The sequence below is a fragment of the Pseudoalteromonas sp. Xi13 genome (assembly GCF_003952205.1).
In the GTDB taxonomy this organism is placed as follows: Bacteria; Pseudomonadota; Gammaproteobacteria; order Enterobacterales; family Alteromonadaceae; genus Pseudoalteromonas; species Pseudoalteromonas atlantica.
On sequence record NZ_CP034439.1, the window covers coordinates 2,300,775 to 2,318,842 of the forward strand.

The following is an 18,068-nucleotide window of genomic DNA, read 5'->3' on the forward strand; positions in this document are numbered from 1 at the left end:
GCGATAGACACTAAATAATAAATGTTTACCCACCCTCAAACTAAGCCTCTTAGCTAAAAGAATGGATATTAGCTATTACGATAAAAATGCAAACTTGATAATAAATAACGCTGTTAAAATCCACACGCTAATACTAACCTGATCGCGTTTACCACACAGTACTTTAACCGCAGTGTACGATATAAAACCAAGAGCAATACCGTGCGCAATAGAGAATGTAAGCGGCGTCATAAGTAGTACCACACTTACCGGAATTGCATCGCTCATGTCATCCCAGTTTACAAACTTAAGGTTTTGCAGCATTAATACCGCAACGTATAAAATAGCACCCGCTGTTGCATAAGCCGGTACCATTTGCGCAAGCGGCGCAAAAAACATCATTAGTAAAAAGCATATACCCACAACAACAGCTGTTAAGCCAGTACGCCCACCAACCGATACACCGGCCACAGACTCAATATAAGAAGTAGTGGTAGAAGTACCTAACATTGCACCCGCAATAGTAGCTGTACTATCGGCACTTAAAGCACGCCCTAAACGTGGCATATTACCTTTTTCATCGGCTAAGCCTGCTTTTTGAGTTACAGCAACTAACGTGCCTGATGTATCAAATAAATCAACAAACAAAAACGCAAAGATTACACTCAGCATAGAAAGCTCAAAGGCTGCTGCAAAATCAAGTTGCATGAAGGTAGGTAAAATAGACGGTGGCATTGACATTACGCCGTGGTACTCAACTAAGTCGAGGCTTAACGCAATGCCCGTTACTAGCAAAATGCTAATAAGTACGCCGCTTTTTATATCACGATAAAGCAAAGCAGCAATGACAAAAAAGCTTAAAATAGCTAATAAAGGACCTGCCGAAGTAATATCGCCAAGCTGTACTAATGTAGCTGGGCTTGAAACAATAATGCCTGCATTTTTAAGCGCAATTAACGCTAAAAACGCACCAATACCAGTGGCAATAGCCTGCTTTAAAACCAGAGGGATAGCATTAATTATCCACTCTCTGACCTTAAACAAACTTAATATTAAAAATATACAACCAGACATAAATACCGCACCTAATGCAGCTTGCCAGCTATAACCCATGCCCAGTACAACACCGTAAGTAAAAAATGCGTTTAAACCCATGCCCGGCGCAAGTGCTAAAGGGTAATTAGCCCACAATCCCATAATAAAACAGCCAATAGCAGCCGCAATACAGGTAGCAACAAATGCAGCACCTTGATCCATGCCTGCTTCCGCAAGCATTGCAGGGTTTACAAATACAATGTAAACCATAGTAATGAAAGTAGTGATTCCAGCAATGCTTTCGCGTCGCACATTGGAGTTATTTTCGCGGAGTTTAAATAGAGCTTCGAGCATAATAGACTTGTGATAGTAAAAAGTGACGTGATTTTACCATAAAATTAAGTATAAACAGGACATTTTACCTTGCGATATACTAAACTGTTGACGTAGAAACTATAAAAAAGAAAATATATGAATAAGACTCAGCCTAGCGGACAAGACTTAGAGCAGCAATTAAACAATATTTTAGATTTTGTAACACAGCCTACAAACCACAGCGCTGAAAACAATAGTGATGTAAGTGAGCAAACAACACTTAACAAAGCACTGTATTATTTAAAGCATAACCAAGCACCGTTGGCAGCTAAGTGGATGCGCCTTGCCGCAATGGCCGGAAATCATCGCGCCCAGTTTTATTTAGGGTTATTTTTTGTCAAAGGCCAAGGCGTACCAAAAAGCGTATTTCACGCAGCAGCATGGCTGAGTTTAGCCAGCAGCCAAGGCTACGAACCGGCAACCGCTGCTTTAAATGATTTAAGAAAATATATCGACACCAAACGTCTTAAAGACGCTCAATGCTATGCAGCCAGTTTGTATGAGCAAATCCACCAAATTCAGTTTGCCCACTTAATCCCAAAAAATGACTAACTACTTTATAGCTAACAGCTAAGCACTGTAAAACACACTAAAATAACTGTATAGCCATCCCTTAAGTACTGTATAACGCTGCTACACTTTATACAGTACTGCAAACACCCTCAGCTTTCACTTGCACAGCACAAACTGTAACCAACTGTTTTTAAAGCATTATTTTCATTGTTTATTTTTTAAAACCATTAACTGTATAAAAAATAACAAAAAACGCTTGCACACAACAACTGTATAAACTACTGTATACATGTACTGTATATAAACCCAGTGAGTGAGACCTATGCTACAGCCAATTACCGTAAGAACCGTTAAAAGCTACCAACAACATAATGAAAGTGAGTCGGTAAACTTAATAAAAGTAGAAGATGAAATTTCTGCTACGTTTGAGATGCTAAAAGTGTTGCACCAATACAATAGCTCTAACGCGTGGACCTTACTGATTGCGCCCGACCATGTGCCTAGTAAAGCCTTGCTAGATAGCTGCTCTATAGATACCAGCAAACTGCTTGTAATAAGACAAAAGCATTTAGTAAATTTAGAGTATGTACTTAATTCAGCACTTCATAATGGAAACTTTGCAGCCATTATTACGTGGACAGATATAGTAAGTGAGCAGCAGCTTGTTAATTTATCGCTTAATTTAGACAAAAGAAGCGCTAAGCTATTTTGCTTTACTAAAAAAACCAGCACTACAGCAATATCACTTACTCAATAAGCTTGGTAAAATACATTTTTAATTTATGTTAATTAGTATTTTATGAGTGTAACCAGTACTAGCGCTTGCTTATGCAACAGTCAGCTTAATTATGGTGACTGTTGCCAGCCTTATCATCTTGATATAAAAACCCCAGCAACACCTGAGCAACTAATGCGTTCGCGCTTTAGTGCTTATGCATTAAAAAATGCATCTTATGTATTTAAAACTTACGCCAAAGAAAAACAAGCACAAAACCCAGTAAATGAAATTGCTGACTTTGCCAATAGCTGCCGCTTTGTAAAATTAGTTGTGCGCGATACGCAGCAAAGTGATGAGCGAGGTTATGTTGCCTTTAACGCGTATTATTTTTACCAAAACTTATATTGTGAGTTGGATGAGAAATCAGACTTTATAAAAGAGGACGGTGAATGGCGTTATTTAGAGGGTATTATTAATCCGGTCGCCGATATAAAAGTTGCCAGAAACGACCTCTGCCCATGTGCAAGCGGTAAAAAATATAAAAAGTGTCACAGTGTATAAAAAATGCTAAACACTTAGCATAAAAATAGCTTTTTATTTAAGTGCTACTCTATACCACTAAACATGTTAATAACTGCCATAAACAAAAAATGGACCATCTAGGTCCATTTTCTACAATATTGCTATTGGTTATTCATCATCATCTAGATCGAACGATTCACGCTGCGCAGGTCTAGCTAAAATCTCAACATAGAATGAAGTAAGCGCCTGCTTTTCGATTTCGCTGATCTTGTTGTTAATTTCAGCTACGTGAACGACTTCGGCATCATCGGCACTTGTGCCAAACTTACAGTCAAACGCCCAGTAATCAGCTTCAACAGGTAGCGTTTTATTGCGCTCTCTTTTCAAATATTTTTTCACTTCATGCTTTGCAGCATCAACCATACGAGGGTATTTGATTTTCTCATGATTTAGCGTGAATGTTTTCTTCATTACGTTCCTAATTACCTTGATTTAATGATAATGGCACTCAAGTCATACCATTTGCAGCCATTATAGCAATTGCATTTAATTTGTGGATGCTTTTTTTAAACAAAAAAAGAATTGTTCTATTTTATTGCATAACCGGTTATTAAATAGAAGGTGTTTTAGGCTTTTAAAACGCACAAGTGTTAAATTATTTTTATGCGTTAGCAACAAGCAATGGCTTATGTATAGCCTCATTAGTTAAATCGTCATAAAATGCTGCGGCGTCCATTTGTGGACTTGCAAGCGCGGTGTGCGTGTCATTTAAGCGCCTGCGTACTGATAGTTCACAATTATCGATTACTGTTAAAGGAATATGTAACTTGTCATCTCTAATCGCTAGTGGCTCAGGGTTTAAGCAGTGGCTTAATTTTATTGCTTTCATGCCTGCTTGCTCGCCTTGTTGAACAATCACCGACGCGTGCTCTTGCCCTATGGTCATATCAAATTTTTCGGGAGCTAATAATTGCTTTGGTCCAGCACCAAAGCGCTCCCTTAACTGTTCTTCGTCTACATAAGCACTATGCGTTTCACTTTTTGGCAAGTGAAATTGACTAAAATCCAGCGCATCGTGCGATAGCATCGCTAATAAAAGTGAGAATTCGCCTCTGCGATTTTCATGCACACTTTTATTTAGCCTGGTCTTTAGTTGACTCTCTGTGATTAACAAACCATCGATTTGCATAGTCTTTAGCCGATTATGATAACTGATAGATATTTATCGGCTTTATTTCAAATTTCTTTAGCTTTTTTCTTTACTTAAATACGCAGTTTGCTATTATCAGCGCCGTTGCATTGGAGGGGTTCCCGAGCGGCCAAAGGGATCAGACTGTAAATCTGACGGCTCAGCCTTCGCTGGTTCGAATCCAGCTCCCTCCACCACTTTTCTTACCGCTAAGTTAAGTGGGGTCAAATGTAACAAAATAGTGTGGAGGGGTTCCCGAGCGGCCAAAGGGATCAGACTGTAAATCTGACGGCTCAGCCTTCGCTGGTTCGAATCCAGCTCCCTCCACCACTTCTTATCTTCAGTACCCTTTTCTACATCTTTTTCATCACTATTTAAAACTTCATTTTTAGACTAATTATCAAATACCCACTGTAATGTTGCCCCGTGGTTTTTAAGCCATGCTGATGCAGATTTATAATCGGGATAAAAATTAGCTACGCGCTTCCAAAAAGCGCTGCTGTGGTTCAAATACTTTAAATGAGCCAATTCGTGCACAATAACATAATCAATTATATGATGAGGCGCCCCAACAAGGTTAAGGCTAAAGGTTAGCTCTCGCCGAGAATTACAACTCCCCCACTTACGTTTATAACTTCCAATCGTCAATTTAGTCGGTAATGCTTCTGACATCTGTTGGCAATAATAAGCTAAACGCATTTCAATGTAGTTTGTTAGCATTTCTTCAAGGGCAAGGCAAAGTAACTGCTTGCGTTTTTCAGGCTGTTTTTTTACTCGATTAGAAGTATAAATAGTAAATACGCTATCGGATTGCTGAACATGCGAGCGTGTCCCTTTTGCAAAAGTAATGGTATATGGCTTAGCAAAAATCATTATTTGCTGGTTTTTAAACGGGTGTTGTTGAGTATCAATGGCATTAAGTTGTTTATGTAATTGCGCAGTTACCCACTCTTTTTTACTAAACAGCCATTGTTCTATTTGTAGTTTTGGCACGTGTGTAGGCGCATAAACAGTAACTAATTTTTGGCTAACTTTTATTGCCACTGTTTTACGCCTTGCACTGCGTTTTAGCTGATACTCAAACAAGGTGTATGCTCTAAATATAAATAAAAGCGTATTATAAAGCCTTATTTAATCAATGCAGTTATTTAGCGATAAATAAATGGGCTCAGTGTTTATTATTATTTTTATTTACGCAAAATCACGTCTTATTAATAAAGCACGCTACGCATGTTAATATTTTAATGCTAAAAAGTAACCTCACTGATTTATAATATAAATTATTAGATTAACAGTTTATTTATATATTAAATCTATTAAACTAGTTCAATAAAGATACTAATTTGAGCCACTATGCTGTCTGCATTTTTTATAACCGACCACGATCCGAGCCTCATTATCAACGGTGCATATAACCCTATACTGGTTAGTTTATCGGTCATTACCGCTATTTTTGCTGCCTTTTTTACGATCTGGTTGGTTGATGTAGCAAAGCAAACGCAATTCGAAAACTATAAACGCTTAGCCAATGTGACCGGTGCCACGGTTTTATCGGCCGGAATTTGGAGCATGCATTTTATAGGTATGCTGGCCTTTTCGTTGTGTACAAACATTAGCTATGATCCACTCATTACCGTGTTGTCTTTTTTACCGGCGTTTATTTCATGTCAGTATGCTTTTTCGATATTAGTAAAATCGCAAGGGTCGTATAAAAACCTTATTATTTGCTCTATTTTACTAGGCTCAGGCATTGGTACAATGCACTACAGCGGCATGGCAGCAATGGAGCTGGCCCCGTTACTACGTTACGATGCAATCATATTTGCTTTATCAATTGTGGTCGCTGTTGGTTTATCGTTTATAGCCCTTTTTACGCGTTATCATTTAACGCGTTTGCTACCTAATTTATCACAACTGCAAGCGCGCGCTATTACCGCTGTTATTTTAGGCTCAGCGGTGGCAGGTATGCACTATATGGGTATGGCCGCTACCCGCTTTGTTGCAACCACACCGCTTTTACCCGATTATCAAGAGTCAACCACTGAACTTGCTTTTGTGGCTATTGCCGTAGCTACCGCGACTGTTGCTATAACCTGTGTTATTGCAGTTATAAATGGCATGGTTAGATACCGCTTACTGCTTGAGGAAAAATCGGCGGATGAATCTCGACTAAATGCTATTTTAGGCACTGCTATTGATGGCATTGTGACTATAGATCACACCGGCATTATTTTGAGCTTTAACGAAGCGGCCAGCAAAATTTTTGGTTGGCGAGAAAACGAAGTCCAAGGTCATAATGTAAAAATGCTGATGGCCGATGAAATCGCTCGCCACCATGATGGCTATTTGTCTCACGCCAAAAATGTAGATCTAGGTAAAGTAATTGGTATAAATAGGGATGTGTCTGCCAAACACAAAGATGGCCACCTTTTTCCTATTCGCTTAGGTATAGGGGAAGTTAATCAGCCAGGCCATATGCCGTTATATGTTGGCTTTATCACCGATTTAACCGAACAACGCGCTATGCAGCAAAGCCTTATTGAAAAAGAGCAAAAGTACCGCTCTTTAATGGATAATATGCCTGGCGCTGCTTTTCGCTGTAAGTACGACGAAAACTGGAGCATGTTATTTATCAGCCCAACAGTGGCTGAACTAACAGGGTACACGCCAGAAGAGTTCACAGAAAGCTGCATTGAACTTAACGACCTTATTTTGAAAACAGATCAGCCAACGGTAAACGAAGCCGTAGCGCAAGCCATGACCTCAAGTTTAAAGTACTCGGTAGAGTATCGTATTCGCCACCGTAACGGCAAAGTTGCCTGGGTATTAGATAAAGGCAGTATTACCCTTGATAAAGATAATAATCCGCAGTGGATAGATGGGGTATTGGTTGATATTACAGAACAAAAGGAATACGAAGACAAACTTGAGCAGGCAAAGTTGCAAGCTGAAGAAGCAGCGCACGCTAAGCAATCTTTTATGGCTAATATGAGCCATGAGATCCGCACGCCGATGAATTCTATTATCGGTTTTAGCGACCTACTGATGGACACTCCGCTAAACCAAGAACAGCAAAAGCACTTGGTTACAGTTAATAATGCGGCGCGTTCATTATTAAGGTTACTTAACGAAGTGCTTGATACTGCAAAACTTGAGCGCGGAAAGCTAACTATTGAACCCGTTCACTTTAGTTTAAAACAAGTACTCGATAGCATTATTTCGACATTTTGGCTTGAAGCAAAAAAGAAAGACTTGCGTTTAAAATTGAATATTAAAAACTCTGTTGCCACAACTTACTATGGCGACCCAGATAGGTTAAGGCAAATTTTAACTAACCTCATCGGTAACGCCATTAAATTTACCGAACAAGGTTCGGTTGAGCTCACTGTAAGTACTACGCAAACCGATCAGCTCTTTTTTGAAGTCCAAGATACCGGTATAGGTATTGCCAAAGACCGCGTTAAAGCTATATTTCAGCCGTTTGTTCAGGCCGATGGCACCACTACTCGTCGCTTTGGCGGTACAGGCCTTGGAACAACCATTAGTAAACAATTAGTAGAGCTGATGGGCGGCACCATAAATCTAGTCAGTGAAGAAAACAAAGGCACCTGCTTTTACTTCTCTTTACCGCTTATACAAGGCGATGCAGAAAAAATAGACCATTTCGAAGGCCTGCACACTCAATTACCATCGCTAAGGGTACTTGTGGTGGATGATATTGAGCAAAACACCGAGCTGCTTTCGTTATTACTTTCTAAAGATCAACATTTGGTAAGCAAAGCAAGCAACGGTTTAGAGGCTATTGCAATATTCGAGAAGCAAGATTTTGATGTCATCTTAATGGATATTCATATGCCTGAGTGTGATGGCATAGAAGCAACCACAAAAATTAGAGCCATAGAAAAGCAAAGGCAGCTTAAATTTACCCCCATTATTGCGTTAACGGCAAGCGTTCTACAGCAAGATAAACTCACAGCTAAACGTGCTGGCATGAACGGCTTTGCTAATAAGCCGATAGATATAAATCAGCTTAACCAAGAAATAGCCCAGGTGCTTGGCTTAGGTATTGCTAAAGATATGGTTATTAGCCAATCAGACCCTGAGGCTAAACACATCGACTTTGAAAAAGGTGTGATGCTTTGGGGTAATAAATGCAAGCAGTTAACCGAAATTGCCAAATTTATAAATGACAGCAATAAACGATTTGACATTTTATTTAACAGTAAGTTATCTGAGATTAAAGACGCCAATAGCCTGATACATACCCTTAAAGGGGTCGCCGGTAATTTAGGCCTAACAACATTAATGACTTTATTAGCCAATTTAGAGCGCGAGCAAACTTCTGAGCAATCTAAAGCGTTAGTAACACAAATAAAAGACGAGTTAGAGACAATAACGCAATTAATATCAGGCGATGAGTGCGCACAAATCACGCCTGCTGAGAGTGAAAATACTGAGCAAAAAAGCACGCTAAACACGGCTGAATTAAAGTCACTGTGTGAAACGCTGCACCATGAAGCGCAAAGCGCCGAGCTCAACGATGATTTGCTAGCGCAGCTTGAAAATAACGCCCCTGCACACTTACAAACTCAAATAAATGAGGTTGTAAACGCATTTGATGAATTTGACTTTGATCAGGCGCAACACGTGCTAGACGGTCTAATTAAAGAGTTTACCCAAGAATGAGAATATTGAATGGATTTTAGCAACGACAAACCACGTATATTAATCGTTGACGATGAACCTGCTAACTTAAAAGTCATGCGAGAAGTATTAGGTAATCAATACCGTATGTCTTTTGCTAAATCGGGCGCTGCAGCACTTGCGCTACTTGAAAAAGAACAGCCTAAACTTATATTACTCGATATCATGATGCCCGATATGAATGGCTTTGAGGTCTGCGAAATACTTAAAAGCACACCCGCGCTTTCGCATATCCCAACTATTTTTGTAACGGCTTTGGGCGATGAAAGCGATGAGTTTAAAGGCTTTGAACTTGGCGCTGTTGATTACATTACTAAACCTATTAGCCCCGCGATTGTGCGCGCACGTGTTAAAACGCATTTATCGCTCGTACAAGCCGAGCAATTAAAGCAAGCCCATGTTGATTTAGTACATCGGTTAGGCCGCGCTGCAGAGTATAAAGACACAGACACTGGCGAACACATTGCTAGGATGAGCCAATACAGTAAATTATTAGCATTAGAATTTGGCATGGGTGAGCAACAAGCAGAGCTACTTCGCCAAGCAGCCCCTATGCACGATGTAGGTAAAATAGGTATTCCGGATGCTATTTTATTAAAACCTGGGCGATTAACCCCTGACGAATTTGACCACATGAAACAGCATGCGGCTATTGGCGCACAAATTTTAGCAAACTCCTCATCACCGCTATTACAACTTGCCCATAAACTGGCTATAGAGCACCACGAAAAGTGGGATGGCAGTGGCTACCCTAATGGTTTAAAAGGCGAACAAATATCGGTTGAAGGACGTATTGTGGCTATTGCAGATGTATTTGATGCCCTTACCTCAAAACGCCCGTATAAAGAGGCTTGGGGTGTAGAAGAGGCGCTTGAGCATATGCAAGCACAAGCGGGTAAACACTTTGACCCCCACCTCATCAATTTATTTGTAAATAAGCTAGATGCTATAATCGCAATTAAAAACGCATATCAAGAGCAACACTAAGTATTGCGCGTGCGTGAGCCTTGTTTTACATCACCATATACCGCTTTTATGTGCGGGTAATCATGAGAGGTTATTTCGTGGCTATTCCCACTGTTATCTTTAAAATAAAGCGAAAACGTTACACTGTGATCGGCCAGTACAGTTTTTATGTTTAAGCCATTTAAATAATCAACCCAACCAATAAACTGTGCACCGGTTGCTGCAAACGCAATACCTTTGCTTCGCCCTTGTCCTTCAAATAATGCTAAACGCGTTGTTTTTGCGCTATCTTCAAGTGTGAGTGGCCCCTTGCCATTTTCATCCCAAAAGGCAAGCTCTTCAACTACGCTAAAGCCTAGTACCTGCTTGTACCACTTTAGCGCTTCTTGGATGTTTTCAACATTAAGATGGCAATGATCAATGCCCGATAATAAAGGCGCGCTCATATTATTGACCAATTTCTGATTTTAGCTGCTCTAAAAACGCATACATATACTCTGTGCGTCGCTCTGCCTCGGCTTTAGCTGAGGGCGTATTCATGCTCTTAGCAATATGAAGCAATTTAATAAAAAAATGATCAAGGGTATAGGTTTTATCATCTGCTTCGCGGTTAACACAAAATGGGTCATCAGGGTTATACAGTAAGCGGCTAATAGAGCCCCCTACTTTCATACAGCGGCTAACGCCTATTGCACCGAGTGCATCCATTCTATCGGCATCTTGCACGATTTGCGCTTCTACAGTTTTAACCGCTATATTGGCGCTAAAGCTATGGGCAGCGATAGCATGATGAATATCATCAAACAAACATGCGTCGTAGTTAATTGATTTTAAAAACGCAATGGCTTTATCTGCCGCCATGGTAGATGCTTTTGCTCTATCGGGATGGTTTTTTGCCACCGCAACACAATCGTGCATCCACGCCGCCGGCAAAACAATATTCATATTGGCTTGCTCGGCGTGACATAATTGAATGGCAACACGCACTACGCGTTCAATATGCGTTATGTCGTGTGCTACATCGGCATGTATTAACGAAGTAATAAATGAGCGACATTGAGAATCAAGCTGTTGTAACTCAGGGCTTAAAGCAGTGTTGTCCACAGTGATGTTCCAAAAAACTAATTTATATGAGAATTATCCGTACTTTAACGTGCTTTACACCTCCCTTGCAAAACATTCATTGTATGTTGCCCTATGCTTGACTAAAATACAGCGCTTATTTATTACAACTGAGAAGCCTTATGTCATCTGCCGTTTACCTACAAGCTGGTCGCGAAAAATCATTAAAAAGAAAACACCCTTGGTTATTTTCAAAAGCCATCAAAAAAATTAAAGGTAAACCAGGCCTAGGTGATACGGTTACCATTCACGACAGCGAAGGTAAATTTTTAGCCACCGCTGCTTATAGCCCTCACTCACAAATAAGAGCGCGTGTGTGGAGCTTTGATGAAAAAGAAGTAATAGACCAACACTTTTTTGAGCGTCGCTTACGCCGTGCTTTACATGCCCGCGAGCATGCAATAACCGAAGGCGGTTTAACTGGCTTTAGGTTGTGTGCTGCTGAGTCTGACTACTTGCCAGGTGTAACCATTGATAAGTTTGATAACACCTTAGTTTGCCAATTACTAAGTGCCGGCGCTGAGCGCCATAAAGGTGAAATTGTAGGCGCGTTAATGGCTATTTTTCCTGGCGCGAATATTTATGAGCGCTCAGATGTAGACGTGCGCACCAAAGAAGGCTTAGAACCTATTAAAGGTGTACTGTGGGGCAACGAACCTTCAGAGCCTGTGGTTATTGAAGAAAATGGCTTAAAGCTTGAAGTAGACATTTTAGAAGGTCATAAAACAGGCTTTTACCTGGATCAGCGTGATAGCCGCGCAGCACTTGAGCGCTTTTCAAAAGATAAAACCGTATTAAATTGCTTTAGCTACACAGGTACTTTCTCACTTTACGCACTACGTGGTGGCTGTAAACACGTCACTAATGTTGATGTATCACAACCAGCACTGGATACCGCTAAGCGTAACGTAGAGCACAATAACTTAGATTTAAATAAAGTCGATTTTGTAAAACAAGATGTGTTTAAGCTATTACGCCAATACCGTGAGGAAGGCAAACAGTTTGACACTATTGTGATGGACCCACCAAAATTTGCAGACAACAAAGCGCAGCTAACCGGTGCGTGTCGTGGTTATAAAGATATAAACATGATTGCTATGCAAATATTAAAACCAGGCGGTACATTACTTACCTTCTCGTGCTCTGGATTAATGGAGCAAAACTTGTTTCAAAAAGTGGTAGCAGACGCTGCGCTAGATGCAGGTAAAGAGCTATTGATTATGGAGCGTTTAAATCAAGCGGCCGATCACCCTATTGCTGGCAGTTACCCTGAAGGCTTTTACTTAAAAGGCTTGATTTGTAAGGTTTACTAAAAATTATTGTTATTACCTACAAGGACGTAGGTAATAAAATCGAACGTTATTTTACACCCGCAATTGCAAAAGCCAGCGGCTTGGTGTTTATTCAATTTAATTAAACTGAACTATTTCTAATCCTGCGGTAATGGTGCCATCGTCTTCTTTGCTAGCACGTATAACTTTAGCCGTTGCATTTAAAGAGGCAATACTTGGGTGAGTCGACTCTATATTAACCTGTAGCAAAGTATCGAGCTCAAGCAAGTCATCTAAATGAAGTGATAACCCAGTGGCACTTAAATCAACACATTCTGCGGTATAATTTAGCCCAGCAACAGGCTCTATTGTTGTTAATTGAGCAGGGGTATTAACCTGCATACGTCTAAAATTGCGCTTATCTTCAGTAAACATGCATCACCTTCAAACAACCGTGTTTATTTGCTCAAATAAAGTACCCATCGAAAACGGTTTTACTACATAGGCATCACACCCTGCATCAAAGCCAGCTTGCTTTTCCGAGGGCGACTCTAAGCCCGAAACCATAACAACAGGTATATTTTTAGTCTCAGGCGTGTGCTTAAGCATCCGACATGTATCATACCCATCGAGGCCAGGCATACATACATCAAGCAAAATAATATCCGGCGGGTTAGCAATGGCAGACGCCAAACAGCTTTCCCCCGAGTCAGCATAACTAACATCAAATTTTGAAGTCAGGGCAGATTTAAGCATTTCATAATTAAAATACTCGTCATCTACAACTAACAATCGCTTAATCTTATGTTCAACCGATGAGGACATAGGTATGTCGCTTCCTTCTCAACCAAAAATAAATCCTTCTATTAAGGTACTAAGCTTAATAGAAAATGCAAGTTTTATTCTATCTCTTTTATCGCATTCATAACGCGTTTTGCAGAAATAGGATATGGGGTACCTAAGGTTTGCGCAAACAGTGACACTCTAAGCTCCTGCTGCATCCAAAAAATAGCGTTTACCTGTTGCGGAATAGGCAAGCCTTTTGGAATTTTATTTACGAGCTTTTTGTACTCTTGCGCTACTTTTTCAAGTTCTAAAACACACAGTCTATCGCGGTTAGGATCAACAGGCAGTTTTTCTAAACGTTTTTGAATCGCTTTTAAATAACGAATTAGGTCGGGCATTTTATTCGCACCGTGAGCGCTCACAAACCCTTTGAAGATAAGTGACTCAAGCTGCGATTTTATATCGCCATGGGCAGTTATCATAGTTAAATCGACACGCCCTTTCATTTTTTTATGTAACGCATGAGCAATGCTTAAAACTTGTTCAACCTGGGTGGCAATTTCGACCACAGCATCGCCTAGTTCGCCCCTAATTTGCTCTTTAACTTTATCAAAAGCGTTTTCATCGCGTATATCGCCATGCTTTATTAATAAGCTGTCTACGCCGGCGGCAATACAATCATCAATTAAATCTGCAATTTTCCCAAACGGATTAAAGTACAAGCCCAGTTTGGCTTTATTAGGTAAGTTTTGCTGAAGGTACTTTATTGGCGACGGCACATTTAACAATACTAAACGACGTAAACCTTGCTGATGCGCTTGCTGGGCTTTTTCTTCACTATCAAAGAGCTCAATTGCCGCTGTGGATTTTTTATCTACCAGCGCTGGGTAAGCTTTTATTTCGTATTGGCCTTGCTTTTTAACGTACGAGGCAGGCAAAGCGCCAAAGTCCCATTGTGTTAAATCGGCTTTTTCAATGCCTTTATCGGCCACCTTTGATAGCGTATCGGTTACTTTGCCTTGCAGCTGTGTTTTTAGTTTTGCTAAATCTAGTCCGCGTGCAAGCAATTTATCGTGCTCATCACGCACCTCAAACTGCAATCTTAAATGAGGCGCCAGTGCGTTTAAATCCCACGCTTCTATATCTACTTTTACGCCTGTCATTCTTAGTAAGCGTGTAGTAAGTGCATCAAGTAAGCTGCCTTGCATAGGCTCAATGGCTGCCAGTACAGCATCAGCGTAATTGGGGGCAGGTACAAAGTTACGACGTAACGACTTAGGTAACGATTTAATTAAACCACTTATTAGCTCATGCCTAAAGGCAGGTATATGCCAATCAAACCCGGTTTCTTGCACTTGGTTTAAAAGTGCTACCGGTATTTGTACAGCCACCCCATCAACAGCTTGTCCTGGATCAAAATGATAGCTCAGCGGCAAAATAATATTATCTTGCTGCCATGTATCAGGGTAATCAAACTCAGTAATATTACTTGCACCGTGCTGCATAAGCTCTTCACGGGTCATGTATAGGTAGCGTTTGTCTTTTTGCTTTTGAGTTTTATACCACTTAATAAAGGCTGCACGGTTGTTGATTTCTTTAGGTATTTTTTTATCGTAAAATTCAAATAACGTTTGCTCATCAACCAAAATATCGCGACGTCGCGATTTATGCTCAAGTACCTGAATATCTTCTATTAGCTCGCGGTTGTACGCTAAAAACTGCTCATTTAAGCCAAGCTCTTGCTCTACAAGGGCGGTGCGTACAAACAGCTCACGGCTAACTTTAAGGTCTATATTGCTATACACACAGCGGCGTTTATTAACCACCAATAAGCCGTACAAGGTTTGTTGCTCGAACGCGATAACAGCGCCTGGTTTTTTCTCCCAATGCGGCTCAGAATAGCTTCGTTTTACTAAGTGCTGTGCAAGGGGCTCTACCCAATTAATATCTATTTTGGCATTAATGCGTGCGTATAGTTTACTGGTCTCTACCAGCTCTGCCGACATAATCCATTTGGGGCTCTTTTTAAATAATCCAGAACCCGGAAAAATATGAAACTGGCTATTGCGAGCGCCTTTATATATTTGCTTTTCGTCTTTAAAGCCTATGTGACTTAACATGCCGCTCAGTAACGCTTTGTGAATTAGCTCAGAGTCAGCCACTTGCGTGGTGGCTTTAATTTTCATTTCGTTGCACACAGTGCTTATTTGATAAACAATGTCTTGCCACTCACGAATACGCATATAAGCTAAAAAGTCTTTTTGGCACAACTTTCTAAACTGGCTATTTGTCAGCTCACTTTGCTGCTCTTCTAGGTAATTCCAAAGATTTAAAAAAGCAATAAAATCCGAGTCAGGATCATCAAAGCGGCTGTGCTTTTCGTTCGCTGCTGCGCGTTTTTCTTGCGGGCGCTCTCGGGGGTCTTGAATCGACAGCGCTGCCACAATAATAATAACTTCTCGTAGTGCACCGAGCTTATTAGCCGTCAACACCATTTTAGCTAAGCGCGGGTCGACCGGTAAGCGGCTAAGCTCACGCCCTGATTGCGTTAAACTCGTTTGATGGCGCTTTTTACTCGGCTTAATCGCCTGAAGCTCTTCAAGTAGGGTTAAACCATCGTTAATATTGCGGCTATCTGGCGCTTGCACAAACGGAAACTCGCTCATATCGCCAAGCCCTAATGCCAACATTTGCAAAATAACAGAGGCTAAATTAGTGCGCAGTATTTCTGGGTCTGTAAATTCAGGGCGAGATATAAAGTCATCTTGCGAGTATAAACGTATACAAATACCCGCTTCAACACGGCCACAGCGTCCCATACGTTGGTTCGCACTTGCCTGAGAAATTGGCTCAATAGGTAAACGCTGTACTTTAGTGCGATAGCTGTAACGGCTAATACGCGCTGTACCTGGGTCTATTACATAACGAATACCCGGCACCGTTAATGAAGTTTCGGCTACGTTGGTTGATAAAATGATATGGCGGCGCGAATGCGGGGCAAATATACGGTTTTGCTCTGCGTTAGATAAGCGCGAGTAAAGTGGTAATACGTCGGTGTGTTTTAAATTACGTTTAGAGAGCGCCTCTGCGGTATCGCGAATTTCGCGCTCGCCATTTAAAAATATGAGAATGTCCCCGGGCCCTTCAGCGCACAGCTCATCTACCGCATCAAAAATACCTTGCAGTTGGTCGCCTTCGGCTTCCATAGCGTCTTTATTTATATCGCTTATAGGGTTATAGCGCACCTCAACGGGGAATGTACGTCCCGACACTTCAATAATTGGCGCATCATCAAAGTGCTTTGAAAAACGTTCAGGATCAATGGTCGCCGAGGTAATAATAACTTTTAAGTCGGGGCGCTTTGGCAGTAAGTTTTTTAAATACCCTAAAATAAAATCGATATTTAAGCTGCGCTCATGGGCTTCATCAATAATGATGGTGTCGTACTGATTTAAAAAGCGGTCTTGTTGTATTTCGGCGAGCAAAATACCGTCGGTCATCAGTTTTACATACGTATTAGTAGAAACCTGATCACTAAAGCGTATTTTAAAACCGATTTGTTGGCCAAGCTCACATTTCATTTCCTCAGCAATACGGTTAGCTACACTGCGCGCGGCTAAACGTCTTGGCTGGGTATGGCCAATAAAGCCATCAACCCCACGGCCAAGCTCTAAACACATTTTTGGTATTTGCGTGGTTTTACCTGAGCCTGTTTCACCGGCAATAATCACCACTTGATTATTCGCAATGGCGTCTTTAATGACGTCCTTTTTTTGACTTACCGGTAATTGCTCAGGGTACGTTACAGCGGGCAGCTCAGCTAAACGTTTTTCACGTAGCTGCTGGCTGCGGGTAATATCAGCCGCTATTTTTTCAAGGGCATTGGCCTGCTTAGTCTCGTCTTGTATTTTTTTTACGCCATGTAAGCGTTTTTTAAATATAAACTGATCTTTTTTTAAGCACGTTTTAAGCTCGCCAAACAACTGACCTAGGTTTACCACCCGCACACCTTATAAATTTAATAAATGAGGGCTAATAGTATCAAAATAAACGCGCAGCGTTAATCCTACAATCCCTATAAGGCTTATATATCACGCTATTGGTTTTTAAAAATGCCCACAAAGGTTGCTTGCGTGTTCGATTTGCTCGCTCGGTACATGCCCGAGGTATTAAATGGCATACTAATATGACCTTTAGCATCCACAATAATAACCCCACCTGTACCACCTATAGGCGCAAGTACTTGGTTAATAACCTCATCCCCAGCTTGTTCAATGGTTTTATTTTGATATTTAACGCGTGCGCAAATATCACTGGCAACACTGTAACGAATAAAATAGTCGCCGTGACCGGTGGCCGACACCGCACACGAATCGTTTTCAGCAAATGTACCCGCGCCAATAACAGGGGAATCGCCAATGCGGCCAAAGCGTTTTGCGGTCATGCCACCTGTAGGTGCTGTGTACATACAGCTAAACTAAAGCTTGCTAAATTAAAATATCTACTGAGTATGGGAACCTGAAGCTCCAATGTATGCCAAAGAAAACCCTTACGAGTTTCAAAATCCCACAGTGTCACTTAATCCAAAGCTTTAAGGAGCTCTAATAAAAAACCCCTTCCTTTGTCGGTCAAGTAAGCTCGTCTTACTCTATAATCATTAGGATCATGCCTTAAAGTAACCAGATACATACCCTCTTTGGTAGGGGAGGCCCTGTCACTTAACATACGTAAATTACGGCTAACTGTAGCCTTAGGCATACAAAGCTTTTCTACTAACTCTGAAGAGCTAATACCCTCTGAACTACTTACCTCGATAAAAATAGCCAACCCATTAGGAGGGAAGTCAGCATGGTATTTACGTAACAATTTTGCGAGGTTCATACCTCTC

General features: G+C 40.9%; 16 protein-coding genes, 2 tRNA genes and 1 pseudogene. 8 read left to right on the plus strand and 11 right to left on the minus strand.

What is annotated here, in order from left to right; translation table 11 throughout:
• Positions 1 to 75: 75 nt before the first annotated feature.
• Positions 76 to 1,368, minus strand: coding sequence for an NCS2 family permease (locus EJ103_RS10275; protein ID WP_004589400.1), 1,293 nt, complete (start codon positions 1,366 to 1,368; stop codon positions 76 to 78).
• A 117-nt stretch (positions 1,369 to 1,485) separates the two neighbouring features.
• Here EJ103_RS10275 and EJ103_RS10280 point away from each other — a divergent pair, with 117 nt between their 5' ends.
• The 3 genes from EJ103_RS10280 to EJ103_RS10290 all read left to right on the plus strand — a co-directional run bounded on the left by EJ103_RS10280 (position 1,486) and on the right by EJ103_RS10290 (position 3,181).
• Positions 1,486 to 1,941, plus strand: a complete 456-nt coding sequence (locus EJ103_RS10280; protein WP_024032355.1) for a sel1 repeat family protein — start codon at positions 1,486 to 1,488, stop codon at positions 1,939 to 1,941.
• Positions 1,942 to 2,224: 283 nt separating this feature from the next.
• A complete protein-coding gene (locus EJ103_RS10285) occupies positions 2,225 to 2,659 on the plus strand; it encodes a SulA-like leucine-rich domain-containing protein (protein WP_121637664.1) in 435 nt (144 codons plus the stop codon).
• 42 nt (positions 2,660 to 2,701) lie between these two features.
• A complete protein-coding gene (locus EJ103_RS10290; RefSeq protein ID WP_004589193.1) occupies positions 2,702 to 3,181 on the plus strand; it encodes a YchJ family metal-binding protein in 480 nt (159 codons plus the stop codon).
• Positions 3,182 to 3,310: 129 nt separating this feature from the next.
• On the opposite strand, the gene EJ103_RS10295 is transcribed toward EJ103_RS10290, so the two are convergent.
• Positions 3,311 to 3,613, minus strand: coding sequence for a DUF6172 family protein (locus tag EJ103_RS10295; RefSeq protein ID WP_004589192.1), 303 nt, complete (start codon positions 3,611 to 3,613; stop codon positions 3,311 to 3,313).
• A gap of 190 nt (positions 3,614 to 3,803) precedes the next feature.
• A complete protein-coding gene (locus EJ103_RS10300; protein WP_064386673.1) occupies positions 3,804 to 4,331 on the minus strand; it encodes a VC2046/SO_2500 family protein in 528 nt (175 codons plus the stop codon).
• Between the two features lie 112 nt (positions 4,332 to 4,443).
• Here EJ103_RS10300 and EJ103_RS10305 point away from each other — a divergent pair.
• Together EJ103_RS10305 and EJ103_RS10310 are read left to right on the plus strand one after the other, a co-directional pair.
• A tRNA-Tyr gene (locus EJ103_RS10305) sits at positions 4,444 to 4,528 on the plus strand.
• Positions 4,529 to 4,576: 48 nt separating this feature from the next.
• Positions 4,577 to 4,661, plus strand: a tRNA-Tyr gene (locus tag EJ103_RS10310).
• Between the two features lie 63 nt (positions 4,662 to 4,724).
• Here the strand turns inward: EJ103_RS10310 and EJ103_RS10315 are convergent.
• Complete coding sequence (locus EJ103_RS10315; RefSeq protein ID WP_126007533.1) at positions 4,725 to 5,375, minus strand: SprT family zinc-dependent metalloprotease; 651 nt, start codon at positions 5,373 to 5,375, stop codon at positions 4,725 to 4,727.
• A 309-nt stretch (positions 5,376 to 5,684) separates the two neighbouring features.
• Here EJ103_RS10315 and EJ103_RS10320 point away from each other — a divergent pair, with 309 nt between their 5' ends.
• Together EJ103_RS10320 and EJ103_RS10325 are read left to right on the plus strand one after the other, a co-directional pair.
• Entirely contained in the window at positions 5,685 to 9,017 is a 3,333-nt protein-coding gene (locus EJ103_RS10320) for an MHYT domain-containing protein (protein WP_126007535.1), read from the plus strand.
• A gap of 9 nt (positions 9,018 to 9,026) precedes the next feature.
• On the plus strand, positions 9,027 to 10,022 hold the full coding sequence (locus tag EJ103_RS10325; protein ID WP_126007537.1) for a two-component system response regulator: 996 nt from the start codon (positions 9,027 to 9,029) through the stop codon (positions 10,020 to 10,022).
• Here the strand turns inward: EJ103_RS10325 and EJ103_RS10330 are convergent.
• Positions 10,019 to 10,447 (minus strand): VOC family protein, encoded by a 429-nt coding sequence (locus EJ103_RS10330; protein WP_126007538.1) that lies wholly within the window; start codon positions 10,445 to 10,447, stop codon positions 10,019 to 10,021. The genes EJ103_RS10325 and EJ103_RS10330 overlap by 4 nt on opposite strands.
• A 1-nt stretch (position 10,448) precedes the next feature.
• A complete protein-coding gene (locus tag EJ103_RS10335; RefSeq protein ID WP_126007540.1) occupies positions 10,449 to 11,105 on the minus strand; it encodes an HD domain-containing protein in 657 nt (218 codons plus the stop codon).
• A 140-nt stretch (positions 11,106 to 11,245) separates the two neighbouring features.
• On the opposite strand from EJ103_RS10335, the gene EJ103_RS10340 reads away from it, so the two are divergent.
• Positions 11,246 to 12,436: a class I SAM-dependent methyltransferase gene (locus EJ103_RS10340; protein ID WP_126007542.1), complete on the plus strand. Its 1,191-nt coding sequence runs from the start codon at positions 11,246 to 11,248 to the stop codon at positions 12,434 to 12,436.
• A 96-nt stretch (positions 12,437 to 12,532) separates the two neighbouring features.
• On the opposite strand, the gene EJ103_RS10345 is transcribed toward EJ103_RS10340, so the two are convergent.
• From EJ103_RS10345 to EJ103_RS10365, 5 genes and pseudogenes are all read right to left on the minus strand, one after another.
• Entirely contained in the window at positions 12,533 to 12,829 is a 297-nt protein-coding gene (locus tag EJ103_RS10345) for a PilZ domain-containing protein (protein ID WP_004589184.1), read from the minus strand.
• Positions 12,830 to 12,838: 9 nt separating this feature from the next.
• Positions 12,839 to 13,219 (minus strand): response regulator, encoded by a 381-nt coding sequence (locus EJ103_RS10350; protein ID WP_126007544.1) that lies wholly within the window; start codon positions 13,217 to 13,219, stop codon positions 12,839 to 12,841.
• A 74-nt stretch (positions 13,220 to 13,293) separates the two neighbouring features.
• Positions 13,294 to 17,181, minus strand: a complete 3,888-nt coding sequence (gene hrpA, locus EJ103_RS10355; protein ID WP_126007546.1) for an ATP-dependent RNA helicase HrpA — start codon at positions 17,179 to 17,181, stop codon at positions 13,294 to 13,296.
• Positions 17,182 to 17,276: 95 nt separating this feature from the next.
• Positions 17,277 to 17,633: pseudogene (locus tag EJ103_RS10360) on the minus strand (isoaspartyl peptidase/L-asparaginase); the annotation flags it as partial.
• Positions 17,634 to 17,758: 125 nt separating this feature from the next.
• Entirely contained in the window at positions 17,759 to 18,061 is a 303-nt protein-coding gene (locus EJ103_RS10365) for a hypothetical protein (protein ID WP_206435481.1), read from the minus strand.
• Between the last annotated feature and the right edge of the window lie 7 nt (positions 18,062 to 18,068).